We start from the raw sequence: 23048 nt of genomic DNA on the forward strand, positions 1-23048 counted from the left end.
TCCTTTGGGCGTGCCGATTAATGGGTTGGATAGCGACCGATTAGCGCGGTACTGGCTCGACCGTAGCGTTCAGTTAACGTCGCGATGATTACATACAATTTTATCCGCCGCGACCCGTGAAAGAAAGCCCTACTGCTTTCGTATTCCGGATGGCTGGCAACGAACTGGTCGATGCGACGAATCAGCAATGATGGCAAGGTAACATAAGCTGCCCGTTTATTATCGCAACGGTCACCTGCTTTCCGGTGGTGAAACCGCAATGATGCCGCCAACGACCTTTCAAATTTATGGCGGGCCGGGCATTGGGCCTGCCGCCATTTGGAATGTAGCCTACCGTATAACAATGGCTTTTCATGTGTTCAGGTTTCTGGCGGCTGTTTTTATAGAACATGGTCATTGGGAAATTCTATATTTAATAGCGGGTTTTCTATAAGTTATCATCCTATTACCTTCAATTTCAGATAAAGAAAAACTTGTTGAAAAACGTCGAAATTTATCATCTGAAGTAATTAACATCACTGTATAATGATACGTCTTTTCGTTCTCAAAATTAAAATCTTTATTGGATATGCATTGATTCTGTAAGGGTCTATAATGCACTTTAGTATTATCGAAAGGCGTAAATAACTTATTACTGTGATTGCCAGCTTCTTCAATGAATATGAAACTCACTTCTTCTTCCGGATAGGCGGCGACGGTTACACAAATTTCATTATTAATAATATTCACTTTCGCTTGATAATCAAGATCTACAGGGTCGCCTAGTAAATGGCATGCTGTTATAAAACAAGTCATAAAGGTATTATTTCTTTTTCATTCGCTCACATTCCTGGGGAAATTTGGATAATGCACTTCTATAATGTAATAGTATTTCTTTATTTGGATCGCCTTTGAGATTTACCGCTTTTCCCAACTCTTTATGCCAATAGGATGGCCCATGTACAGTTAAAAGAAAATAATCCGCAATAATAGACGCCTGCTGTTCCATACCATATTCCCTTAGCATTTTTTGCCATCAAGCTGATATTGATAATTCGCAGCCCAGCTGAAAAGCCCTCTTGCTTTTACCCACATCCCTTTCTGATATTGCCAAACATGGGCCATTTCGTGAATGAACAAATGCTGTTCTCTATATCTTTCTTTGAAAAGTCAGGTGAATAGGTCGCTTCCCTGAAGTACAGCTCGCCATTAGGGGTCATAGCCACATTTTTCCCCTGCATACCAAAGGGTAAATAACCATCACAATGTACCCATACCTTGTGATATTCGATCTCATCAGCGTAAATTGATCGGGCAAGAGCGATCTCGCCTGAGGTTAATAAACGCAGCTTACCTTCCTTGGATTCCCGCAGTAAGACTGGGGCGTCATCAACGATTGGCGGTGGTGGTGGCGCAGTGAGGGGTTTCTTGGCCGACTGGGCAAATTGCACAGGCTCGTCCCGCATCGCTGGGGATGACGCCATTACCTGTTTTGCCGCGTTCTGAGCCCGGCAGTAGGTCGCATTGTGCAGTGAGATGATAAGTAGGGCTTTGCAGGGGCAGCCGCTCCTGCTGTCCAGCGTTCCGGCCAGGGGAATGACTTGGCTCGACATATCGCGGATGCCGCCGATGATGGCATAGGTTTTTTTATCTTTACCGCACGAGACTTTATCCCCGAGTCGGGCAACGGCGAACCCGCCCATTTTCCATGCAGGATCACCGGTGAGGATTCGCCCGCCGCAGGTGGTCTTATCACCGATACGAAGATAATTGCCTACCGCCATAATTAATCTCTCCTTGTGGACTTTATTTTATCCATGACCAAATAATACTTTGTTTCAATAATTATGCGCTAAACAATCAGTCGAAAAGTATGATGCTGACACAGCCATAAATATGATGTTGGTATGATTTTATTTGGCTTTTGGTGGCAGGCGGGATATATCCTGCGTCTTTTAAAATAACCGTGTTTATTATCCTAATGAAGCTTATTCAATTCCAAAAGAGGTTGTTTCTCATTAATGGCAAACGTTATCGTCTTTAGCTGACGAAAATAGGCAACATTGCATTTCAGTCATGATGACCTTGTAGGCCAATGTACACAGGGACGGTCCTTTGTCGCCCTTGCTGTTCAACGATTTCAAGATTGCGATAAAGGCCGCAATAATGGCTTGTTGCCTACCTGGGACAGCTTATCGCCAAGCCACTGCATGAATTCGATGACATGCTACGCCCAAAGAACGGGGCGTATCATGGTGAGGTGACCAAGTGAGGTGGGTGTGCCCGCGTGCCCGCGTGCACGATATAACGGCATGTTTAAGCTTCGGTACAAGATGTTCGAGGGCGTGTAGGTGTATTCGCCGTCGTTCCAATGTGGATCGGTGCGAATACCGTCGAATACCAAGGCCCAGATAGTCCCTTCATACTCCGGGTCATCCAGGTAATTGTCGATATTGGTGGCTTTCGGCACTGACTCTCCAACCCCATTTTTGCCGGGTGCTTGAACGGGTGGTGGCTGCCTTTTACTCTCACCAGATACCTTCCTTCAGCTTCAATCAACGCTATTGCGTTCCCGCTGCCCATCCGCCGGTTTTTTCCTTACTTCTGGGGTTATAAAGATGAAGTATTATCGGAAGTATTGCCAAGCTCCGAAGGTAACACGGTGGAATTTTTGAAATTATTTTGTTCAGGCTATTATGTTATCGTTGCACAATAAGCCAGTCCGCGGTTAATCGCTACGAATCAGTTTGCCCCCAGCCCGTCGGGAAGGATTCTTTGTCGATAAGGCTGGGTTCATTCATGGCATCTTTAGGGTACTTGCAGGGCACATAGTAACTCCTATAATAGTAGTAGCTAGAGATACGAGCAAACCGAGCCTCGCTGTGGGATGACATCTTATGAAAACCTCCTCAAATGAGTGGGCAAAATTCATCGCAGCCCCTGAGTTGGGAATGCAGGGACTGCATGCCTATTTTAATAAGCATCAATACGAGCGCCACTCTCACGATTATTATGTCCTCGGCACCATAGACGCCGGCGCGCCGAAAGTCGCCCTGGAAAACAGCTCATTTATCGCCCCCGCGGGAAGCGCCATGATCATCAATCCGGGTGATTCCCACGATGGCAAGGCCTGCGGGGATCAGGGCTACCTGTACAGCATGGTCTACGTGGAGCCTTGGGCCATTGCGGACATTGCCGGAGAATTCGGCGTTTCCACGCCTGCTTCCATACTCTTTACCCGTTCGGTGCTTACCGATCCGGACGTGGTCTTCGCCTTGAGGCGGCTCCATCGCACATTATTCTATGGGCAGGATCGGCTGGCGGTGGAAATACATCTGATTGAAGCGCTTAAACCGCTGTTGACCCGGTATTCCACGCGTCCCGCGACGTTGAGGGCGAAGGCGCATGATCCTCGCATCGAGCGGGTGCGGGAGCTTATCCATGCCTGTTTTGCCGATTCGCTGACCACAGCCGATATGGCCGACGCCGCGGGTCTTAGCCGGGTTCGTTTGAACCAGCTGTTTCGCGCCGCTTATGGACTTCCCCTCCATGCCTATCTCAATGGGGTTAGGCTGGAAGCCGCCAAAAAACTGCTGGCCTCCGGGCTATCGTCCGCCGACGTCGCGGCAACCATCGGTCTGTTCGATCAGAGCCATTTGATCCGGCGCTTCAAGGGCTGCTTTGGCATCACGCCGGCCCAGTTTGTCGATGCGCATTTTCCAGTTGTCCAATACGGCACGTCTCTAAGCCTTCCATAATCCCCTTCAGCCACAACAACCCACTTGGAGCGGACCGTATGCCTGATACAACCAATGAGCGGCAGCGTGGGCGCGCCTATGTCAGTCCTTCCGCCTGGGCCCTGGTAGTGATTGGCGCCGGAAGCGTGCTGTCATCCCTTGATCTTTTTGTAGTGAACGTAGCCTTTCCGGCGATCCGCGACGGCTTTCCCGGCGTCACCAACCAGACCATGTCTTGGGTGATAAGTGCTTACTCCATTGCGTTTGCCGCATTCCTGGTGCCCAGTGGCCGGATTGCCGATATTTACGGACGTAAGCGGGTTTTCAAAGCGGGTTTGCTGGTGTTCACGGTTGCAAGCGTAGCCTGCGCAATCGCGCCCGGCGCGCTGACTCTGATTGGCGCCCGCGGCCTGCAAGGCTTGGGAGCGGCGCTGATGATCCCCACCAGCCTGGGTTTGCTGTTGGCGGCCTATCCCCAAGAGCGCCACAAGCAGATGGTGGGCATCTGGGCGGCGACCGGGTCGGTTGCCTCGGCGTTAGGACCCATTCTGGGCGGCGCGCTGGTGGACATTAACTGGCGGCTGATTTTTATCGTTAATCTGTTTGTCGCCGCGCCGGCATGGCGGCTAAGCAAACATTTGACCGAAACGCCCATCGTTAACAGCGCCTTCCCCGATGTCATGGGCTCGCTACTGCTTATCATCGGCCTTGCGCTGTTGGTGGCCGGGATTTCATATGCAGGCGATTGGGGTGTGACGATCACGGCGCTTTGGTCGGTGTATTGTGGGGCCGCCCTGTCTTTGGCGCTATTTGTCCGGCGTTGCCTGACCTGCGCCTCGCCTGCATTGGATCTGCGCGTCTTTGCCGTATCCACTTTTACCGTCGCCACGGTGGGCATGGCCTTTTTCTACATGGGTTTCGCCATCATGCTGCTGGGCGGTTCGCTTTTCCTGACCGAGGTCTGGCGCTGGGCGCCGATGTTGACGGGCGCCGCCCTCGGCGTGGGCCCTTGCGCTGCGGTGGCGGCAGCGCTGCTGGCCGGCAGAACGACATTCTCACCCAAACAGCTGACGCTCGCCGCCGGGCTGCTGTTCTTTATCGCCGGGCTTTGGTGGTATGCCCTGTTAGGCGCCGAATCTCAGTATTTTTTCGCCTATCTGCCCGGCATTCTATTCACCGGCGCGGGCGCCGGGATCGGGCAAACCGGATTTCTTGCCGGGGGAGCTTCCGCTCTCCCGGCCCATCAATACGCCACCGGCACCGCCATTATCAATACCTCAAGACAAATCGGCGCGGCTATCGGCGTCGCCGTATTCGTGGCGGTAGCCGGGACCGCGCTGCATGCCGGGCAGTTCAAGACCGCCTGGCTGCTGATGGCGGCTTTCGGTTTGATGGCGACGCTTTCCGCGCTCTTGCTGACCGTCCGGACCGGGGATTGACGCTTTCGGTAATAGCCGGTGGGGGCCATCTATGATCTGCCCATTTCCAAAGGCGGTTTAGTTTGCGGCATGGAAGACCGCACTGCAATCCGCCACCAAGAAACATGGCGGCATAATGTCGTTAAAATCGGACATTAGAGCCAAAATTGAGGCTTAATGTTCGCAAATGCCGGCATTGAAATGAGTGGAGTTTGATGCCGCGGAATAGGCCATACAGGCCCACTCAGTCGGCGTACTGGGCAATACCGTTGCCAAATGACCAATTCTCCTTTTTCACCTCTACCAGATTGATAAAAACGTCGCCGGGAGAGACGCCGAGCTGATGATTCAGCTCATCGGCGATAGTCTGGTAAAGCCGCTTTTTTTGATCCAGGGTTCGGCCCTCATTGAGGGTTATCTGGATCATCACCAGCCGGTCGGTTCGCTTGATGCCCAGATATTGTGCGTCATAAACGAAATGCTCATGATCGTGCTCATTCAGCACCTGGAAGTTGTCGTTTTCCGGAACGGAAATGGCGGTTCGCATAGCATCGTACACGATATGGCCGATTTTTCCGATGTAGCCGCCGTCCTGATTCTTCATGGTATCTATACGTACTATAGGCATCGCTGGTGCTCCTGTTGCCGAGGATGTTTGAATCAGAGACGCTGCGAAGAGCGTCCCAACAGTATAAATGTCGCTAACGCCGATAGGGCGGCGATAACCGCCGCGCACCCCATCAGCAGGCTGAAGCCGAAAATGAATCCCTGATGGGCCGTTTGCAACCAAAGGGCGGTATCGGCGGACGGGATTTTTCCCGCCAGCCATGACTGCAGCTGGCCGGTTGCCACATGATGAACGGCGTCCCGCAGGTTGACGGTATCCGCCAGGGGAAGATTAAGACGCTTTAGAGCAAAAAAGCGGCTGATGCCCGCCGTTAACACCGCCCCCAGTCCGGTCAGCCCGATAAGCAGCCCGACAAAACGGAACGTGGATGCCAGCCCCGACGCCATTCCGGCACGCTCCAACGGTACGACCTGCATGGAGACCCTGGCGGTTTCACCGTTAAGCAGGCCGGCGCCCATGCCCAATATAAACATGCCTATGGCGACAAAAAGGTAACTGCCCACCGCGGCCCAGGCGATGTCGGCATTACCCGCCGCCGCCAGCAGCAGTCCGATAACCAATATCCCACGGCCGGAAAAGCGTTGCGAAAGGCGCGCGGCGAACCAGGGGCCGGCCAACAGGGGAATACTGAAAGGGAGCAGCGCCAGTCCGGTTTTACCCGGATTGGAAAAGAAGGTTCCCTGCAGGAAAACCGGCAGATAGGTGGTCATGACATAACAGGTGGACGCAAAGGCAAGCATCGCAAGGCTGCAACCGATAAATGCCGGGTTGCGAAAGAGCCGCAGATCCACCATCGGCCGTTTCTGGCGCCGTTCGGCGTAAATGAAGGCCATCATTAACAGGGCGCCGGCAAGAAAGAGCATCTTAACGGAAAGGAGGTTGAATCCCTGATTGCCGCCGTCAATCAATGCGGTGGCAAAGCAGGCCAATGCCGCGGCAAACAGTACCGCTCCGCCGATATCAAGGCGGGCGTGGAGCAGATCCCGTGATTCGATAACCGAACGCGTCGCCAGGATAAACAGCGCCGCGCCAATGGGCGCATTGATTAAAAAAGCCCATTGCCAGCCTAAACCGGCGGTGATGACGCCGCCCACGATCGGCCCCGCCGTGGCCGCTACGCCTATCACCACGCCCCAGGTCGCGAATGCCTTGGCTCGCTCGCTGCCCTGGAATTCATGGCCCAGCACGGCAAGGGCCGAGCTCAGCTGCAACGCGGCCCCGATCCCCTGCAGGGCCCGGCCGATATTGAGCTGCATAATGGTTTCCGACAAACCGCAGAGCACGGACGCTAAAGTGAATATCGCCACTCCCCACTGCAGGCTTTTTTTTCTGCCGAAGCGATCGGCCATGGCCCCGGCGGGCATCAGGCAGGCGACGAATGCCAGGATATAAGCGCTGACTACCCACTCCACGCCGCTGAAGGCGCTGTGCAGGGAGCCGGCGATGGACGGAAGAGAGACCGCAACAATATTGGCATCGAGCATGATCATAAACGAGACGCCGGAGGTCGCCACCAGGACTTCGTAACGCCGCTGCTTTTCCGACGGAGCCGCAATGATATTGGTTAAGGACATCGTCTTCTCTTTCGTTGAATGGCTAAAATAGATTATGACTATAATATATTTTAATCAACAAAAAAACTCAACGCAAATGAGAAGCCGATGTCCGGCGCAGCAAGGGGAAACCGTGCTGCCGTTACTTATTCCGCAAGTTCCACCGCCCTGCGTCTGTCATATTCCAGCTGGGCCCGTTCGATATCGGATTGATGGTGAGCCGCCCAGCCGTACAGGGCGGTAAAAGGTTCCTGCAATGAGTGTCCCATCGCGGTGAGAGAATATTCCACCGCGATGGGGGATGAGGTGATGACCCGTCGGGAGACCAGCCCGTTTCTTTCAAGGCGGCGGAGCGCTTCGGTCAGCGCTTTGTGGGTGATCCCGTCCAGACGCCGTTTGATGGCGTTGAAACGCGCGGGTTCCGCGCAGAGGAAGGTGAGGATCAATACCGACCACTTATTAGCGATCTGGTCAAGAATCGGCCTGGTGGACAAGGCTTCTACCAGTAGGCAGTCTTTGATTTTCGGCCTGGCTTCTTCCCGTATCGGGTTCTCAATTTTCGGCATGGGGGTTACCTCGTCTATATCTGGGCTACTTCAGGTGCGTAATTGACATTAGATATACGTCGTATATCTTGATGTCAACCTAAAAGATGAGGAGTGACCATGTCGAGATTAAACGGAAAGATTGCGGTTATCACCGGCGGCAACAGCGGAATCGGCTTTGCCGTGGCGCAGCGGTTTGTGCGGGAAGGGGCCTATGTCTTTATCACCGGGCGCCGGCAGGGGGAGCTGGACAGCGCGGCGGCATCGCTGGGAGCGAACGCCCAGGCGGTGTGCGGCGACATTACCTCTGAAGCGGATATGCAGCGTTTATACCAAACGGTTAAGGATAAAAAAGGCAAACTGGATATCCTGGTGGTGAACTCGGGAATATCGGAATACGCCACCTTGGACGACATCACGGCGTCCCATTTTGATAAGACCTTCAATCTGAACGCCCGCGCCTCGCTGTTCACCGTGCAAGGCGCCGTGCCGTTGATGCCTGATGGCGGCGCCATCGTGCTGATGGGGTCCATCGCCGGATTTATCGGCACGGAAGGATACGGCGTTTACGGCGCCACCAAGGCGGTGATGCGATCCTATTCCCGCACCTGGGCCAAGGAGCTTTCCGGCCGGGGTATTCGCGTGAACACCCTCAGCCCCGGTCCCATTGATACGCCGATGTTTGACAGCGCATCCGATGAACTGAGAAAAACGATGACGGGGCTGATTCCGCTGGGTCGTCTCGGCCGTCCGGAAGAGGTGGCGGCTGCCGCGCTTTTTCTCGCCTCGGACGAGAGCAGCTTTATCACCGGCGCGGAGCTCTGCATCGACGGCGGAATGGCGCAGATTTGATGCGGTCTGTTTTAGATAGCTTAAGCCTGGAGATGCGTTCCGTCAGCCGGTCTTACGTCCATGGGTTAAGGCGGAATTCGCGTTCGGTTAAAGGCGCTTAAGCCGTTCGGCCAACAGCGCCAGAAAGCGCGGATTATCTACCTGGGTCATCACCTGTATATTCGGCGGGGCGTCGCCGGGGTGGCCCGAGGCAAGGGTTACCAAGGTCTGGCCGCGCAAACCATCGTCTTGGCAGTTAACCCGTACCCGTCCCGATACGCCGTCAAACAGCGGCGGATCGATAAGCCAGGCGATCACGCAGGGGTCATGCAGGCAACGATCGCCGGTGCCGTAACGCTGGATCATGGCGCTGACTGTCGACGGCAGCGGGCCGGACTGCCGCAGGTCATCAAGAAAGGGTCCGCTGGTTTTGGCCTGGTGGGTGACATCCAGCCCGAACATCACCTGGGGTATGCCGGCATCAAGGACAATCCGGGCGGCCCAGGGATCGAAAAAAACATTGAATTCCGCCACCGGCGAGACATTGCCCGGACAAAAAGCCGCGCCGCCCATAAAGACGATCTGTTTGATTTTTGGCGCGATGTCGGGCTGTTTGACGATGGCCAGGGCGATATTGGTCATCGGACCGATGGGACACAGCGTGATTTCTCCCGGCGCCTCGTTGACGGTGCGGATAATGAAATCCACTCCGTGCAGGTCCTGCAGGGGCACCTTGGGCTCAGGAAACGGCACATCCCCCAGCCCGTCGCTGCCGTGTATCGGGGCGGACCGGCCCTGGGCCTCAATCATCGGCCTGCCGCAACCGGCATACACCGGAATATCGCCGCGGCCTGCCAGCGTGCATATCCGGCGTGCATTGTACTGAGTCTGTTCCAGCGGCCTGTTGCCCGCCACGGTGGTGATCCCCACGACCTCTATTTCCGCCGGCGAGGCCAGCGCCAGCAGAATCGCCACGGCGTCATCCACCCCCGGATCGCAATCCAGAATAATTTTATGTGTAGCCATTACGGTGCTCCGGTTGCGGCGCGCAAAGCCCGCCATCCTTTAATTTATCGCCGCCGATAAGAGGCTTAAATAAAGCTTTAATAGAGTCCTGAGTCTTTAAGCGCTTTATATGACACTTCAAACCCGTCTTCCTAAATGCCAAAGAGGCAAATTTCAGGCTATCCTCAGGACTCCCCGCGCCGGGTCCAGAGTGACCGTTTGCCCGTCATGAATCCGGTCCATAAGGCCGGTTATGCCCACCAGTATGGGAATGCCCATCGCCCGCGCCAGGATAGCGGTATGGGACAGAGGATGCCCTCCCTCCAGGGCAATGCCCGCCACCTTGGCGCGGTCCAGCGACGCCAGCCGGGAGGGGTATAATTCCTTGCCGATCAGGATGTATTCTTCACTGGGCGGCGGTGGCGGTGGCGGAGCCGTGTCAATCAGCGCCAGTACCGTGGCCTGCATATCGCGGACATCCAGCTCACGTACCCGTAAATACTCATCCTGCAGGCCGGCATAATCAGCTGCCATCGCCGCGGTCTCCTTACGCCAGGCTGCGGCCGCGCTGCCGAACCGAGGGATATTTTCCGCAACCGCGGCCCGTAGCCCCTCGTCCGACAGCAGCATGGCCTGCGCCTCGAAAATGCCGGCGAAGCGCGGTCCGAGCCGCAGTCTGATGGCGGCGGCGAGCTGCTCCAGCTGACGCTGCGCCTGGTCAATCGCCTCGGCAAAACGCCGCTGCTCCGGCTGCATGCAATCTAATGGGGCATCCGCGCGCGGTTGCGCCGACTGGGTTTGATTGCCCGTCATGGCCGGGATCCCTACCGCATTTTGCCTCGGGTCGCCGGTAAGACGCCAAGCGCGGGCGGTGACGGGGGGCTCCGCTACCGTTGTTCCTTGCAGCATTTCACCCTCTTGCGTCGGGATGGTCTCGCCAAAGCCGGTCCGGGCCTCCTGGAGAAATGCCGCCAGCGCCGCGTCGGCCTGCTCGCCTTCGGCGTACAGTACTATCTCGTCCCCCTGGCGCACCTGCAGGGCGGCTACCTGGTTTAGCCGCGTGGCGTCGGCGAACTGTCCGGTTTTTTCCAGCGTCAGCCTGGCGGCGAACGGCGAGAGCACCGATACCAGCCGGGCGGCGGGACGGGCGTGTAAACCGTGGGGATTCTCTATTCGCCAGAACGCGCGGCGCGCGCCTTCCCCCGGCGGGGTTGCCTGCGCCCCGGCGGCAGTGGCGGTTTCATCCGGCGGCGCTTTCCCGCCGGCGGGCACGGTTTCCCCTAATTGGGCCCGTTTGGCGGCCAGGGCATCCATGGCGTCGGCCATCACCCGGTCAAGATCGGCGCCGTTGGAAGCCGCCACCGCGGCCGCCAGCGTGCCTTCCACCAGCGGTGCGGCACAGAGCCTGACCTGCCGCGCCATATCCGGATCAAGGAGTTCCAAGGCCGTTTCGGCGCTGAGCAACGCGCTGCCCAAATCCATCATGACCACCACGCCGGAGGGATCGAACACCTCTTCAATAGCCGCCATGATCTTTACCGCATCGGTCCCGATGGGGTGCGCTTCGTCATCCACGCCGGCCGCCGTGATGAGGCGGCAGCCGCCCTGTATCATTTGACCCGCCAGTTCCGCCACCCCCTCCGCCAGTTTGGCGCTGTGGGAAACCACCACCAGATTCACCATAGCTTGCTCCATTCCGCCTGCCGCGCCGCTGACATCACGCCGTCGGCGTTTTCGCCGCCGGATTAACCTTGGCTAGCCCCGTTACCCTTGATGCACCGTGGCCGCCAGCGCCTCCACCATCAGCATCGCCGAGGTGGCGCCGGGATCCTGGTGACCGATGCTGCGCTCACCCAGATAGCTGGCGCGCCCTTTGCGCGCCTGCATGCCGACGGTTTCCTCCACTCCCCGGCGGGCCTCCGCCAAAGCGTGATCCAGCGCGGCGGCGAGGGTATCCCCTTCGCCCTGCGCCCGCTCGAGCGCCGCCACCACCGGCCGCCAGACGTCGCACATGGTTTTATCCCCTGGCTCCGCCTTGCCCCGCGCCGTCACGCCGTCCACGCCGTCCTTAATCATTCGATACAGTTCCGGTAGCTCAAGGCTCTCAAGGGAGGCGGTGCTTTGCGCGGCGCGGATAAAGAAAGAACCGAACAGCGGGCCGCTGGCCCCGCCGACGCTGGAGAGCAGGGTCATGCCGGTATTTTTCAGGATGAAACCGATATCCTTATCGGCGAAAGAGGGCAGCTTTTCCACTACCTTGCTGAATCCACGGTGCATATTAAGACCATGATCGCCATCGCCGATCTCGGTATCCAGTCCGGTGAGAAAATCCCGCTGCTGTTGAAAAACCTCGCCGCAGCGCTGTAGCCAAGCCACAATCTGCTGTTTGGTTAATGCCATGTCTGTCTCCCGTTAACTAACAATGCCAGCGCAGGGCGGGGGTATTCACCGGCGCGTCCCATAGCGCTAGGGTTTCTTCATCGGCCCGCATCAGCGTGATGGAAACGCCGTACATATCCAGCGACGTGCACCAGGAGCCCACCAGGTTGCGGGCAATTTCAATGCCGGCCTCGGCGCAACGCTCGGCAAGGCGCCGGTAAACGTCGTAGAGTTCGGAAAGCGGCGTGCCGCCAAGATTGTTCACCACGGCAATGACCCGTTCACCCCGTTGCAGCGCGTGTTTATCCTGGATCTCATCCTGCCAGTCCCCGAGTTCGCGATCCCAGCGGCGGATAGTGCGCTGGTAATTGCCGTTTTCAATCAGTGTAGCGAACATCTGGTCCACCGTGTCATCCAGGTTGTGAAAGTTCCGCCGCTCAATACCCGGCTCACCGTGGATGCCGACGCCGAATTCCATCTCGTTTTCCGCCAGGATAAACGACGGGCGGCCCGCGGCCGGCACGGTGCAGGCGCTGAGCGCTACGCCCAGGGAAAATCCGTCGTTGTTGAGCCGGTGCCCCAGGGCCTGCAGTTCATCGAGGTTGTCTCCCCGGGCCGTCGCCGCCCCCAGCAGTTTTTCCAGCACCACGGTATTGGCGACGCCGCGCCGGCCGGCGGTGAAGAGGCTGTCCTTGACCGCGACGTCGTCGTCCACCAATACGGTGGCCACCGGAATGCCGGCATCGTGCAGCAGCTCGGCGGCGGTTTCGAAGTTCATCACATCGCCGGTATAGTTCTTGATAAGCAGCAGAACGCCGTGGCCGCCATCCAGCGCCATGGCGCATTCGAACATTTGATCCGGCGTCGGGGAGGTAAAGATCTCACCCGGACAGGCGCCGTCCAGCATGCCTTCGCCGACATAGCCGGCATGCATGGGCTCATGGCCGCTGCCGCCGCCGGAGAGCAGCGCCACCTTGCCGGTGACCGGCGCATCGACACGGGTAACATACACCGGGTCCCGGTGCAGAATAAGAGCGGGATGAGCCGCCACCAGGCCGGCCAGCTGACCGGCCAGCAGATCGTCCACGCCGTTAATGAATTTTTTCATAGTGCGTTCCTTGGAAATAAGGGGGCCTTCCGGCATCGTTGCCGATCAAAAGCAGCGCCTCCGGATGCCGGCAAAAGCCGGCAGCGAACCGGATAGTCTTCAACATGTGCCTTCTCCTGTTCAGAATAGGCGGTTTATGTCCAGAGGCTGTCGGGCGAATGCAAGGAGCAAAATTACTGCGGAAAATCATTGAATTGTAGGAGGGGTTGAGACCAATTTCTGAGGGTGGCGTCTCATAACGGAACATCCCGTTCCAGCCGATGATGTACGCCGATATAACGTTCATAACGGGCGGGTTTTAACTGGTGTAAATCCACCAGCACCAGGCCGTCGACGCAGTTGTTGAAGGCCGGATCGGAACCGAAGTCAATAAACTGCACGCCGCCCGCTTCGCACAGTTCGGAATACTGTTTATACAGCGGGGGTATACTGCAGCCGAAGTTGGCAAACAGGCGTTTTAGCCGGTGGAGGTCTTCCTGGTAGTTATCGCCGGTGAATTGGGCCAGGACTTCGGGCAGCGAAGCGGGGTAAGGCCGGCGGGACGCGGCCAGCGGCAGCGAGGGGGCAAAATAGAGCCGGTAGAAGGCAATCAGCAGATCCCGCGCCGCCACGGGCATGCCGCCGGAAATGGACACCGGGCCGAACAGGTAACGGTACCGGGGGTATTTGGCCAGATAGGCGCCGATGCCAATCCAGAGATAATCCAGGCTGCGTTTTCCCCAGTAGGCCGGCTGGACAAAACTTCGCCCAAGTTCGATACCCTGCGCCAGAATGTCGTCCATCTGGTGGCCGTAATGGAACAGGCTGTGGGTGTAGATACCGTCAATGCCTTTGAGCCGGTATTGTTCCGCCGTGGGAATAAAGCGATAGGCGCCGACAATTTCCAGCCCCTGGGCATCCCAGAGGATCAAATGATAATAATCATCGTCATAGCCGTCCAGATCACGGCGGCGGCCGCTGCCTTCACCCACCGCGCGAAAGGCGATTTCACGCAAACGCCCCAGCTCGCGCAGTATGGGGACATAATCCTCGCCGTTACGTCGGTACAGATAAATGATCTTGCCGTCCGGTAAATGGCCCAGGATTTCACTGCCCTCCAGGGCGCGTTTCAGCACGGCGCGGTCTTCCGCCCGCGCTATGGCGGATTCGCTGTGGAAAAACCCTTCTTTACCTTGCCCCAGCCGGTAAACATGGCGACGGAAACGTTCGGCGAGATCCTTGGCCTGGGTATGGCCGTCATGCCAGTTGGCAAAGGGGATGCGCGCGCCTACCCTCAGCCGCAGCCGGTTGCCGCCCTGCAGGAACATCTCCCGTACCAGCAACAGCATGGACAATGGCCGGTATAATAGGGCAGAGGCATAAAACAGCGCGCTGTTGCGTCCGCCGATGTGCACCGGCACGATGCAGGCGCGGGTTTTGGCCGCCAGACGGATAAATCCGGTGTGCCAGTGGCCGTCCCGGATGCCTTTGCCGCCGAGGCGGGAAACTTCGCCGGCCGGGAAGAGTATCAATACCCCTTGCTTCTCCAGATGCTGCTGCATCATGGCCACCTGGTTGCGGCTGGTGCGATTGCCCATGTTATCCACCGGGATCATCAGACTGCCCAGGGCATCCACGCAGGACAATACGCGATTGGCCACGACCTTCACATCCGCCCTTACCGAAGAGACGGCATGCAGCAGCGCCAGGCCGTCCAAGATGCCCAGGGGATGATTGGCCACCAGGACCACCGGTCCGTAGCTGGGTATTTGCTCCAAATCCCGTTCGGACAGCTCACAGCGCAGGTTAAAATGCTCCAGCATCTGCTCCACCATATCCATGCCTTTGAGATGCCGGTAATCTTCCGCCAATTGCCGGAAATATTTTTCGCGGAATAAATAACGCAGCAGACTGAGTTTCCAGGGCGCGGTTTTATGCAGCGGATCAAGATCCTGCAGCACCATATCCATACTAAACATGGTATTACCTCCGGGTAACTTGCTTTGAACATAATCCGGACAGATGACAGTTCAATGGCAGGTAAATGATGATAAGGAGAATGATGCGTGCTTCCTAAAAACGACCAGCGCCGCGAGGAAATTATCTGCGCCGGGCCAGACAGATATAAAATAGTTGCTCATAAAAAATAATCGCTGCACTGAACCGGACCTTAGGTATAGCATTCTGTGTCTGAAATAAAGATTTCATTTATATGACATTCCTGTGACTATCAGATCATGCGGTGTTATTGAGCTTGTACTGCGTCGGCACGATAAAAGAGATTGCTTTTATTTTATTAACTGTCGTAATAATGTTTTCTCATGATTTGACGATATGAAAAATGCCGGCGGAAATTACTCAGCAATTAAACTTTAACGATGAAGTGACCGGGCTTATTTACGGCTATGTTTTTGAACCGGATACGGCGGCGCGTCGTATTCCCTCCCGTGAAGTGCTCAATGAATTTCAATCCATCGAGCCGGGCCGGGGGTTCATCTGGCTACATGTGAATCTTAATCACGCCACGGCCGAGAAATGGCTGAAAAAACATTTCGCCATGGCGGATTTTTTCTTCGAGGAGATTCGCCAGGGTTCGCGCAGTACCCGGATAGAACGCCAGGGCGAAGTGCTTTTCGCCGTGCTCAACGATGTGATATTTCGCCCCGAGGGCGGCGGGGAAGATGCGGCGACGCTCTGGCTATATTGCCGGCCCCAACTGGTGGTGACCGCGCGCCATAAGCCGGTGCGCCTGATCGAGAATCTGTTTCGCAAGCTGGATCAATTGATGCCTGCGTCGCCTACGGCATTATTGGTCGACTTGCTGGAAGAGCAGGAGGATGTGCTGGAGCAAATAGTCCGCCAGGCCAACCTGTACGTAGACGCCATCGAGGAGCGGCTGCTCAGCCACCATATCAAAAACAACCGTACCGCCTTGGGCCGCCTGCGTCGGCTGTTGTTGCGCTATCAGCGTTTGCTGGCTCCCGAGCCGGCGGCATTATTTCGTCTGATGAGCCGTCCTCCGGCATGGCTCGAGACCGTGGTAGTGCAGGATATACGGCATTTCGCCGAAGAGTTCACGGTAGTGCTCAATGATTTGGTGGGTTTGACCGAGCGGATTCGTTTATTGCAAGAAGAGATCGCCGCCAAACAGATGGAGCAAAATAACCGTACGCTGTTTCAGTTGACCATCATCACGGTACTGGCGCTGCCTATTAATATCGTTGCCGGTTTTTTCGGCATGAATGTCGGCGGTATCCCCTTTGCCAATAATCGCCATGGCTTCCTGCTGCTGGTGCTTATCGTGACGGGCTTTACCCTGATTACGGCCTATTGGGCGCTTAGGCGCCGGGACAATGATTAAGCCGGTGGGATTTCAAGGCGTCGATCGTCAATGTCTCAACCCCCCGGCATGCCCGGAGCGAATAAATGCACGTCGGACGAACGTGAGAACCGTTACTGATTATTTAAAATCAATGCGCTCGGAATGTGATAATTGAGACGAATTTCCCGGCCGGCGGGAATATCTTCCGTGGCGAATAACGCGATAACATTAACTCTTCGCCCACCCTCGAGGCAGGCCTTGAATTTCGCGCTTTCAGCGTTGTAGCCGGTTTTCGCCTGGCTGACGGGCGTGCCGTGATCATCGTATTTATAACGCGTATTGATTTTTGACAGTATGCCGTCACTGTCCAGATAGGTTATCGGCTGTCCTTTTAACGAGAGGTCGATAATATAAGCATGGTCAAACAGATCGGCGTCTCCCATTTCCTGCGGCGAGACCAGAACACCGGCAAAAATCCCTAAACAGGTTGCCCGAGGGATGAGTTTGGCGGCCAATACTCCCCATTGACCGATAAGGCAGGATTCCTGCGGCGGTACATCATCGCCGGTTAAGATGCGACAATCCAGATAATGAAATAACCTCCCTCTTTCGGCGCCGGTTGACGTTAATGATATAAAGGGCCTAACCGCTTGTGCACGGTAATGTTTCCCTGAATCGGCGATGGCGGAAAGGTCGGCGATATTTTGTATGGTTATGGTCTTTCCGGCGGTATCCCGGTATGGAGGCAAATCATTATCTCCGGAATAATAATCACGATTACGATTAATTATGGTTTGACGCAGCCGGTATTTTATCGCCATTTTCAATAAACCATTCATGGCCTGTCGGGAATAATAATGCATGGCGGCGCGCTCGATATCGTCGGCCTGTGCTTCCGATTTGCCGTTACGCATATTCACCAAGCGGGTAATGTATATTAGGGTAGATTCCGGCAAGTCCTCCGTAGGGAGAGAGGCGGGGTTGATGCCGATGGGGGCCAGAGCGGCCCGATCTTCTTGCGTTATCAATCTGGTGCTAAGGGAACGCATGCATTTCAGGGCTATAAGGATAGGCTTGCTGGGATGCGCCGCATTTATCCCCCGGGCGGCGGCGGATAATAATGCGCTGTCCGCTATCTGCCGCCATTGCCGCCAGAGCGGACGGCAATGGCGGCAGCAATTCTGCGCGGCGCGCAGGCGTTGCCGTAAAGCCTCAGTTTGGCGGGGCAATTCATTACGCAAGGCAGGGAACGAGATAAGATAGCCTGCGACATCCGGGGGGGCGATAGCGTCCATAGTAGTTCTTCCTTTTTGAGGCAACGGCTTTTATGCGTTATGGATTGGGTCACTGAATGCTCAGCGTTTCCATAGGGTAACATCGCAGGAAAAAGAGTATAGGGCCGGGCATGCACCGGAAGGAAAAGTGTTATTGCCGGGGGTGTCCCCGGCCTGATACGGTCACTCTGTAGCGGGTCGCTCGGAGGCGAAATAACATAATGCAATCGCCGGCAGTGCGGTGCCCAGAAGAGAGGCAAGCCCCCACCCGCCCTGGGCATAGGCCCATCCCCCCAGGGCCGAACCTATGGCGCCGCCGACAAAAAAGGTGGCCATATAGATGCCGTTCAGACGGCTTCGGTAGTGTTCTCCCAGAGCAAAAATGGCCCGCTGGCCAATCACCAGGTTCATGGTGACGCCAAAATCCAGCAGTATCGCCGCCAAGACCAGGATGCCCAGCTTCAGGTGGGAACCCGTATCGCCGATATGGGTAAGCAGAAACGCCGTGCCGGCGGCCAGCATGGCAAACAGCGTGGCGGGCTTGCTTAAACCGCGATCGGCAACGCGTCCGGCTATGGGTGCGGCGATGGCGCCGGCCACCCCGGCAAAGGCGAACAGCGCCACCCCCACCTGGGAAAGATGAAATTCCGGTCCGGTGAGGAGCAACGGCGTCACGGTCCAGAACAGGCTGAACGCGCCGAACAGGGCGGCGTGGTAAAGGGCGCGCCGCCGCAGGGTAAGATTATGCACCGCCAGGCTGCCGATAGAGGCCATCAGCGCGCGATAGCGTAGTCCCGGGGCCGGTCTGCGGACGGGTAAAACATATCCCAGCGTCAGCGTCAGCAGGATCATTACCAGGGTGGATATAATGAATACCATCCGCCACGACGACAAATGCGTGATCAGGCTCGATACCGGGCGGGCGAGCATGATGCCCAGCATCAGACCGCTCATCACGTCGCCCACCGCTTTGCCTCGCAGAGCGGGGGCGGAAAGATGCGCCGCATAGGGCACCAGTATTTGCACCGCCACCGAACCCAGCCCGATAAACACCGCGGCGGTCAAAAACAGGCTGACGGTATGGGCGAGTACCGCCGTCGCCAGGGCGGCAATACCCACGCCCATGACGCATAGCGTCAGCCCGCGGTTTTCGAACAGGTCACCTAGGGGCACGATCAAAAGCAGTCCCAGTCCATAGCCGATTTGCGTCATTGTCACGATAAGTCCGGCCGCCTGGGGCGATAGGCCAAGGGCGCGGCTGATTTCTCCGGCCAGGGGCTGGGCATAGTAGATATTGGCGACGATCAGGCCGCAGGCGGTGGCCAGGATCAGCGTCAGACGCCTGGATAAAGCCGGTGGTTGCGATGGTTGTGTCATGGGATCCCTTAAATGGGAATAACTATTCCCCAATAAAAAAGGGCCGATTTCTCAAGACGAAATCTACCCTACGACTTTAAGGGCCAGTTCAACCAGCCCAGGCATTTCTTCTTTGGCGCGTCCGGTTTTCCCCGGCACGCGCAAACCGAACCGTATGCATGACATCAGTTCCGCGTCGCTGCCGCCATAAATGCCGGCAGCGGTTTTTAATGCCATGGGCGGATTGTAGGTAATGAATGTTTCTCAATCAAATTAATCATTGGTAAATAACCATGGAATTTATTTTTTCGGCATGACGGCTGCCGCCGCCAGCAGCGTCAGCAGGATGGCGAGATAACCCACGCCTTGCCAGCCCGCCCGTTCCCAGGCCAGCATCGCGCACATGGAACCGAAAGTGCCGCCGAGAAACATCCCGCCCATAAACAGAGTATTCACCCGGCCTTTAGCCTCTTCGCGCAAACCGAAGATAATGTGTTGATTGGCCACCAGCGCGCTCTGCACCCCAAGGTCCAGCAATATTACGCCTACCGTTAAGCCGGTTAAGGATGTCCAGCCCACGAACAGCAGCCATGCCGCCAATACCAGCCCCACACCGCTCATGATTACCCGGCGGCCGCCAAGCTTGTCCGACAGCCTGCCGGCGGCGGGAGCGGCGAACACGCCCGCCGCGCCCACCACACCGAACAAACCGGCATATCCGGCGCCGAGGTGAAAGGCGGGCTGGGCCAGATAGAGCGCCAGTACGGTCCAAAAAGCGCTGAACGCGGCGAACAGCGCCCCTTGGGTCAGGGTTGCCTGGCGCAGGCGGGGTTCTTCACGCCACAGATGCACCAGGGAAGCCATCAGCGCGCCGTAGCCCAGGGCGGTTTGCGCCTGGGTTTTCGGCAGCATCCGGGCCATCAGCCAGGCGCCGAGCAGCGACAGGGGCACGCCCAGCATAAACATTCCCCGCCAGCCGACATAGACGGCTACCAGACCCGCCAGGGTTCTGCTCAGTAAAATGCCGCACAATAAACCGCTCATTACGCTGCCCACTACGGCGCCGCGACGGGCAGGTTCCGCCATGGAGGCCGCCAGCGGGACGATTTGCTGCGCCGCCGTGGCGCCGATGCCCAGCACCAGCGAAGCCGCCAACAGCACCCAGGCTGAAGGGGCAAACGCCGCCAGCAGGGACGCCAGCGCCAGAGTCAAAAACTGGGCCACTATCAATTTGCGCCTTTCCAGCAAATCCCCCAGCGGCACCAGTAGCAATAGCCCCGCCGCGTAACCCAACTGGGTGATGGTGGGTATAAGGCCGGTGGCGAACCGGCCGGGGAAACTGGCGGAAATGACCACCAGCATCGGCTGGTTGTAATAGATATTGGCGACCGCGATACCGCAGGCCGCCGCCATGGCGAAAATAAGCCAGGCGCCGAGCGCGTCGGTCTTTTCATTGGGTATTAACGTTGCGACAGACATCTTATTCCATCCATTCAGTGGCCGACTCCGGTCGGCGTTCGATGACGGAAGAATAAAGGATGTCCCGCCGGGCGGGTAGTGGGGGTAAAAAGATAGTATTTATTCCTGTTGAGAATAAAGCGGGTTCGCCAGGGGCGACGAAGCGCCTTGAACCACTTCGGCGAGGTAGGCGACAAATGCCCGGGCCTTGGCGCTGGCCATGCGGCCGGTAGGAAAAACCGCCCATAGATCCATGGTGGGCAGATGCCAGTCGTTCAGCACCGGAACCACCAGGCCGGCGGCCAATTCCGGTGCGAACATCCATTCCGACGCCATGGCAAGCCCCAGGCCCGACAGTACCAAGGTGCGGATGCCCTCCGCCGCGGATGCCCTCACCCGGCCCCGTCCATGGACGATGCGCTCCTCCCCATGGCGGCTGAAAACCCATTTGGAGCCGCCGCCGCCGCGCTGGGTATAGACTACCGCCTGATGAGCCACTAAATCCTCCGGTATCCGGGGTTCGCCGGCGCGGGTGAAATAGTCCGGCGTACCTAAAATCAGCAGGCGACAGGTAGCGAGGCGGCGGGCTATCAGGCTTGAATCCCGCAGATCGCCCAGCCGCAGCGCCACATCGATGCCTTCGGAAACAAGGTCGATATGGCGATCGTCCAGCACCACATCAATATAAAGGTCGGGATTGCGGGCCAGGAAGGCGCCCAGATGGGGCAGAATATGCAGGCGGGCAAAGGTGACCGGCGCGCAAATGCGCAGCCGGCCGGTTAATCCCGATCCCGAACCGCGGGCGGCCACCTCGGCTTCATTAATATCGTCCATGGCGCGTTTGGATCGCTGGTAATACTCCTCACCGGCCTCGGTGGGGGTCAGGCCGCGGGTAGAGCGAATCAATAGCCTGACGCCGAGCCGCTCTTCCAACTGGGCGACGGTTTTGGACACCGCCGGCTGGCCTAGATTCAAGCGCCGGGATGCCGCCGTAAACGATCCGCTTTCCACCACGCAAATGAACGTCTCCATCGCCGCCAGCCGATCCATGGTATTCCTCCCGGGAATGATTAAATCACTCCCGTCAGTCTACCTTTCAGGCTGGGGAAGCGGAAGGGGAAAGTATATTCCCTTATTACGTGCGGAGAATAGTGCGGCCTCGCGTTTAGCGGGCGTGCCCCATCAGCGCCGCATCATGCAAATCCAGGCGTTGCCAGAAATTCTGCTCCCCTTCGCCGGCGGACAGCGGGTAGCCGTTCGGTATGGCGGTTTTAACCAGCAGGGCCCGGCGCTGAGCTGCCGAAAGGTTAGGCAACGGCCCTTCCAGTAACACTTCGGCGCCAGCGGGCACCTTGACGGCACTGGCCGGCGCGGCGCTATCCTTCGGCAAACCGTAGGTCATGGTATAGCGATAGAACGAGGTCATGCCGCTGCCCAGATAAGGGTCGGCCTGGCCCTGGCTTTTGGCGCATTCGGCCAACGAGACGCCGCACTCTTTCTCCAGCGCGCCGCGCAACTGCTGTTTGGCTTCTTCGAACAGGGCGCGGTAGCGGGGATCGTTAAGAAAATGGGCAACGTTGCGTTCAGCCACCATACGGGAACCGATTATATCCAGCGGATAATGCACCCCAAGCACGATACGGGAGTAGCCGTAGCGGGCGCCGCGATCCACCAGCGGCACGAAGCGTTCCGGGATCATCTCCCCCATCAGCAGGGCATCGGTGTAACCGGTATTGGTATGGCCGCTGGGGAAGGCGCCCTGGGTGGCTGTGTAAGGATGGTTATCCTGGACCACCATGTCATCCGGCACCAGGTGAATTTCATTACCGGGCTGCAGGAAAGGGCGGGGATAATTGAAGTGGTCTTTGGCCGCGCCGGTGCTGATTTCCGAGGTTTTTATCAGCGCGGCGGCCTTGCCCATTTCGCCGTTTTGATAGGCGGCGAGGAAAGCTTTACCGAGCCGCGGACCGAGTGCATCGGCGATGAAAAACAGATAGTTCTGCCCTTCCGCATCCACCAGCGCCTGCTGCCGCTGTCCCTTGGTGGCGTCACGATTGATTTGGGTGACTATCGCCATGCTGCGCTTTTGTACTTCCGGCGTTAACTGCGAAAAATCAGATAAAAGGGCGATGCCTGCCTGTTGATTTTGTTTAACGGCAAAATCATAGCCGGATTGGGTCAGCCACTTTTTATCCGCTTGCTTGGCGGTTTGCTTGGCTTTATCCAACTGCGGACGGGTCAGGGTTGCCGCGTCGCCTTGCAGAGATTTGCGCAACGCATCCTGCACGTGCTGATCCAGCTCCAGGTAGTCGGCGTTCAGGCTGTAGAACGAGGTGGTATCCACGATGGCGCTGATTTGGGCCGGATCCTCCGCATTCGGTCGCGCCCAGGCCGAGGAAATGAGCATCGCGGTAGCCGCGACGACGAAAGAATAGGTATGCCGCATGTCGAGTCCTTTTAGCTAATCGAGACAAAA

At 57.1% G+C, this 23048-nt stretch carries 22 protein-coding genes; 4 read left to right on the plus strand and 18 right to left on the minus strand.

Features of this window, described 5'->3' with window-relative positions; all coding sequences use genetic code 11:
- Positions 1-181: 181 nt before the first annotated feature.
- The 4 genes from GTU79_RS00800 to GTU79_RS31085 form a co-directional block, all read right to left on the minus strand.
- On the minus strand, positions 182-397 hold the full coding sequence (locus GTU79_RS00800) for a SymE family type I addiction module toxin (protein ID WP_203524467.1): 216 nt from the start codon (positions 395-397) through the stop codon (positions 182-184).
- Positions 394-795, minus strand: a complete 402-nt coding sequence (locus tag GTU79_RS00805; protein WP_214513642.1) for a putative T6SS immunity periplasmic lipoprotein — start codon at positions 793-795, stop codon at positions 394-396. Before GTU79_RS00805 ends, GTU79_RS00800 begins: the two co-directional genes overlap by 4 nt.
- 7 nt (positions 796-802) lie before the next feature.
- A complete protein-coding gene (locus GTU79_RS31080; protein ID WP_338091453.1) occupies positions 803-988 on the minus strand; it encodes a hypothetical protein in 186 nt (61 codons plus the stop codon).
- A 76-nt stretch (positions 989-1064) separates the two neighbouring features.
- Entirely contained in the window at positions 1065-1763 is a 699-nt protein-coding gene (locus tag GTU79_RS31085; protein WP_338091454.1) for a PAAR domain-containing protein, read from the minus strand.
- Between the two features lie 1113 nt (positions 1764-2876).
- Here GTU79_RS31085 and GTU79_RS00820 point away from each other — a divergent pair.
- Positions 2877-3737 (plus strand): AraC family transcriptional regulator, encoded by an 861-nt coding sequence (locus GTU79_RS00820; protein ID WP_203524464.1) that lies wholly within the window; start codon positions 2877-2879, stop codon positions 3735-3737.
- 38 nt (positions 3738-3775) lie between these two features.
- The gene (locus GTU79_RS00825; RefSeq protein ID WP_253073469.1) at positions 3776-5155 is read left to right on the plus strand and encodes an MFS transporter; all 1380 of its coding nucleotides are present in this window, start codon (positions 3776-3778) and stop codon (positions 5153-5155) included.
- Positions 5156-5378: 223 nt separating this feature from the next.
- Here GTU79_RS00825 and GTU79_RS00830 read toward each other — a convergent pair whose 3' ends face one another.
- The 3 genes from GTU79_RS00830 to GTU79_RS00840 form a co-directional block, all read right to left on the minus strand.
- Entirely contained in the window at positions 5379-5762 is a 384-nt protein-coding gene (locus tag GTU79_RS00830; protein WP_203524463.1) for a tautomerase family protein, read from the minus strand.
- 32 nt (positions 5763-5794) lie between these two features.
- Entirely contained in the window at positions 5795-7336 is a 1542-nt protein-coding gene (locus GTU79_RS00835; protein WP_203524462.1) for an MFS transporter, read from the minus strand.
- Between the two features lie 125 nt (positions 7337-7461).
- Complete coding sequence (locus GTU79_RS00840; protein ID WP_203524461.1) at positions 7462-7881, minus strand: winged helix-turn-helix transcriptional regulator; 420 nt, start codon at positions 7879-7881, stop codon at positions 7462-7464.
- A 99-nt stretch (positions 7882-7980) separates the two neighbouring features.
- Between GTU79_RS00840 and GTU79_RS00845 the strand changes: the two genes are divergently transcribed.
- On the plus strand, positions 7981-8712 hold the full coding sequence (locus GTU79_RS00845; RefSeq protein ID WP_203524460.1) for an SDR family NAD(P)-dependent oxidoreductase: 732 nt from the start codon (positions 7981-7983) through the stop codon (positions 8710-8712).
- An 87-nt stretch (positions 8713-8799) separates the two neighbouring features.
- Here the strand turns inward: GTU79_RS00845 and GTU79_RS00850 are convergent, their stop codons facing one another.
- The 5 genes from GTU79_RS00850 to olsF form a co-directional block, all read right to left on the minus strand.
- Positions 8800-9717 carry a nucleoside hydrolase gene (locus tag GTU79_RS00850; RefSeq protein WP_203524459.1) on the minus strand — a complete coding sequence of 306 codons (918 nt, stop codon included), beginning with the start codon at positions 9715-9717 and terminating at the stop codon, positions 8800-8802.
- A 153-nt stretch (positions 9718-9870) separates the two neighbouring features.
- Positions 9871-11379 carry a dihydroxyacetone kinase phosphoryl donor subunit DhaM gene (gene dhaM, locus GTU79_RS00855; protein WP_203524543.1) on the minus strand — a complete coding sequence of 503 codons (1509 nt, stop codon included), beginning with the start codon at positions 11377-11379 and terminating at the stop codon, positions 9871-9873.
- Between the two features lie 81 nt (positions 11380-11460).
- Complete coding sequence (dhaL, locus tag GTU79_RS00860; RefSeq protein ID WP_203524458.1) at positions 11461-12096, minus strand: dihydroxyacetone kinase subunit DhaL; 636 nt, start codon at positions 12094-12096, stop codon at positions 11461-11463.
- A 16-nt stretch (positions 12097-12112) separates the two neighbouring features.
- Positions 12113-13183, minus strand: coding sequence for a dihydroxyacetone kinase subunit DhaK (gene dhaK, locus GTU79_RS00865; protein WP_203524457.1), 1071 nt, complete (start codon positions 13181-13183; stop codon positions 12113-12115).
- Between the two features lie 233 nt (positions 13184-13416).
- Positions 13417-15141 carry a bifunctional ornithine lipid synthase OlsF gene (olsF, locus tag GTU79_RS00870; RefSeq protein WP_203524456.1) on the minus strand — a complete coding sequence of 575 codons (1725 nt, stop codon included), beginning with the start codon at positions 15139-15141 and terminating at the stop codon, positions 13417-13419.
- 362 nt (positions 15142-15503) lie between these two features.
- Here olsF and GTU79_RS00875 point away from each other — a divergent pair, with 362 nt between their 5' ends.
- The gene (locus tag GTU79_RS00875) at positions 15504-16523 is read left to right on the plus strand and encodes a transporter (RefSeq protein WP_132923928.1); all 1020 of its coding nucleotides are present in this window, start codon (positions 15504-15506) and stop codon (positions 16521-16523) included.
- Between the two features lie 92 nt (positions 16524-16615).
- On the opposite strand, the gene GTU79_RS00880 is transcribed toward GTU79_RS00875, so the two are convergent.
- From GTU79_RS00880 to GTU79_RS00905, 6 genes are all read right to left on the minus strand, one after another.
- Positions 16616-17779: a hypothetical protein gene (locus GTU79_RS00880; RefSeq protein WP_203524455.1), complete on the minus strand. Its 1164-nt coding sequence runs from the start codon at positions 17777-17779 to the stop codon at positions 16616-16618.
- 162 nt (positions 17780-17941) lie between these two features.
- Entirely contained in the window at positions 17942-19135 is a 1194-nt protein-coding gene (locus GTU79_RS00885; protein ID WP_203524454.1) for an MFS transporter, read from the minus strand.
- A gap of 63 nt (positions 19136-19198) precedes the next feature.
- Positions 19199-19351 carry a hypothetical protein gene (locus GTU79_RS00890; protein ID WP_203524453.1) on the minus strand — a complete coding sequence of 51 codons (153 nt, stop codon included), beginning with the start codon at positions 19349-19351 and terminating at the stop codon, positions 19199-19201.
- A 63-nt stretch (positions 19352-19414) separates the two neighbouring features.
- Positions 19415-20593, minus strand: coding sequence for an MFS transporter (locus tag GTU79_RS00895; protein ID WP_203524452.1), 1179 nt, complete (start codon positions 20591-20593; stop codon positions 19415-19417).
- A 99-nt stretch (positions 20594-20692) separates the two neighbouring features.
- On the minus strand, positions 20693-21622 hold the full coding sequence (locus GTU79_RS00900) for a LysR family transcriptional regulator (protein WP_203524451.1): 930 nt from the start codon (positions 21620-21622) through the stop codon (positions 20693-20695).
- A 115-nt stretch (positions 21623-21737) separates the two neighbouring features.
- On the minus strand, positions 21738-23018 hold the full coding sequence (locus GTU79_RS00905) for an acid phosphatase (protein ID WP_203524450.1): 1281 nt from the start codon (positions 23016-23018) through the stop codon (positions 21738-21740).
- Positions 23019-23048: the final 30 nt, after the last annotated feature.

Origin of the sequence: Sodalis ligni, from assembly GCF_016865525.2 — a bacterium.
In the GTDB taxonomy this organism is placed as follows: Bacteria; Pseudomonadota; Gammaproteobacteria; order Enterobacterales; family Enterobacteriaceae; genus Acerihabitans; species Acerihabitans ligni.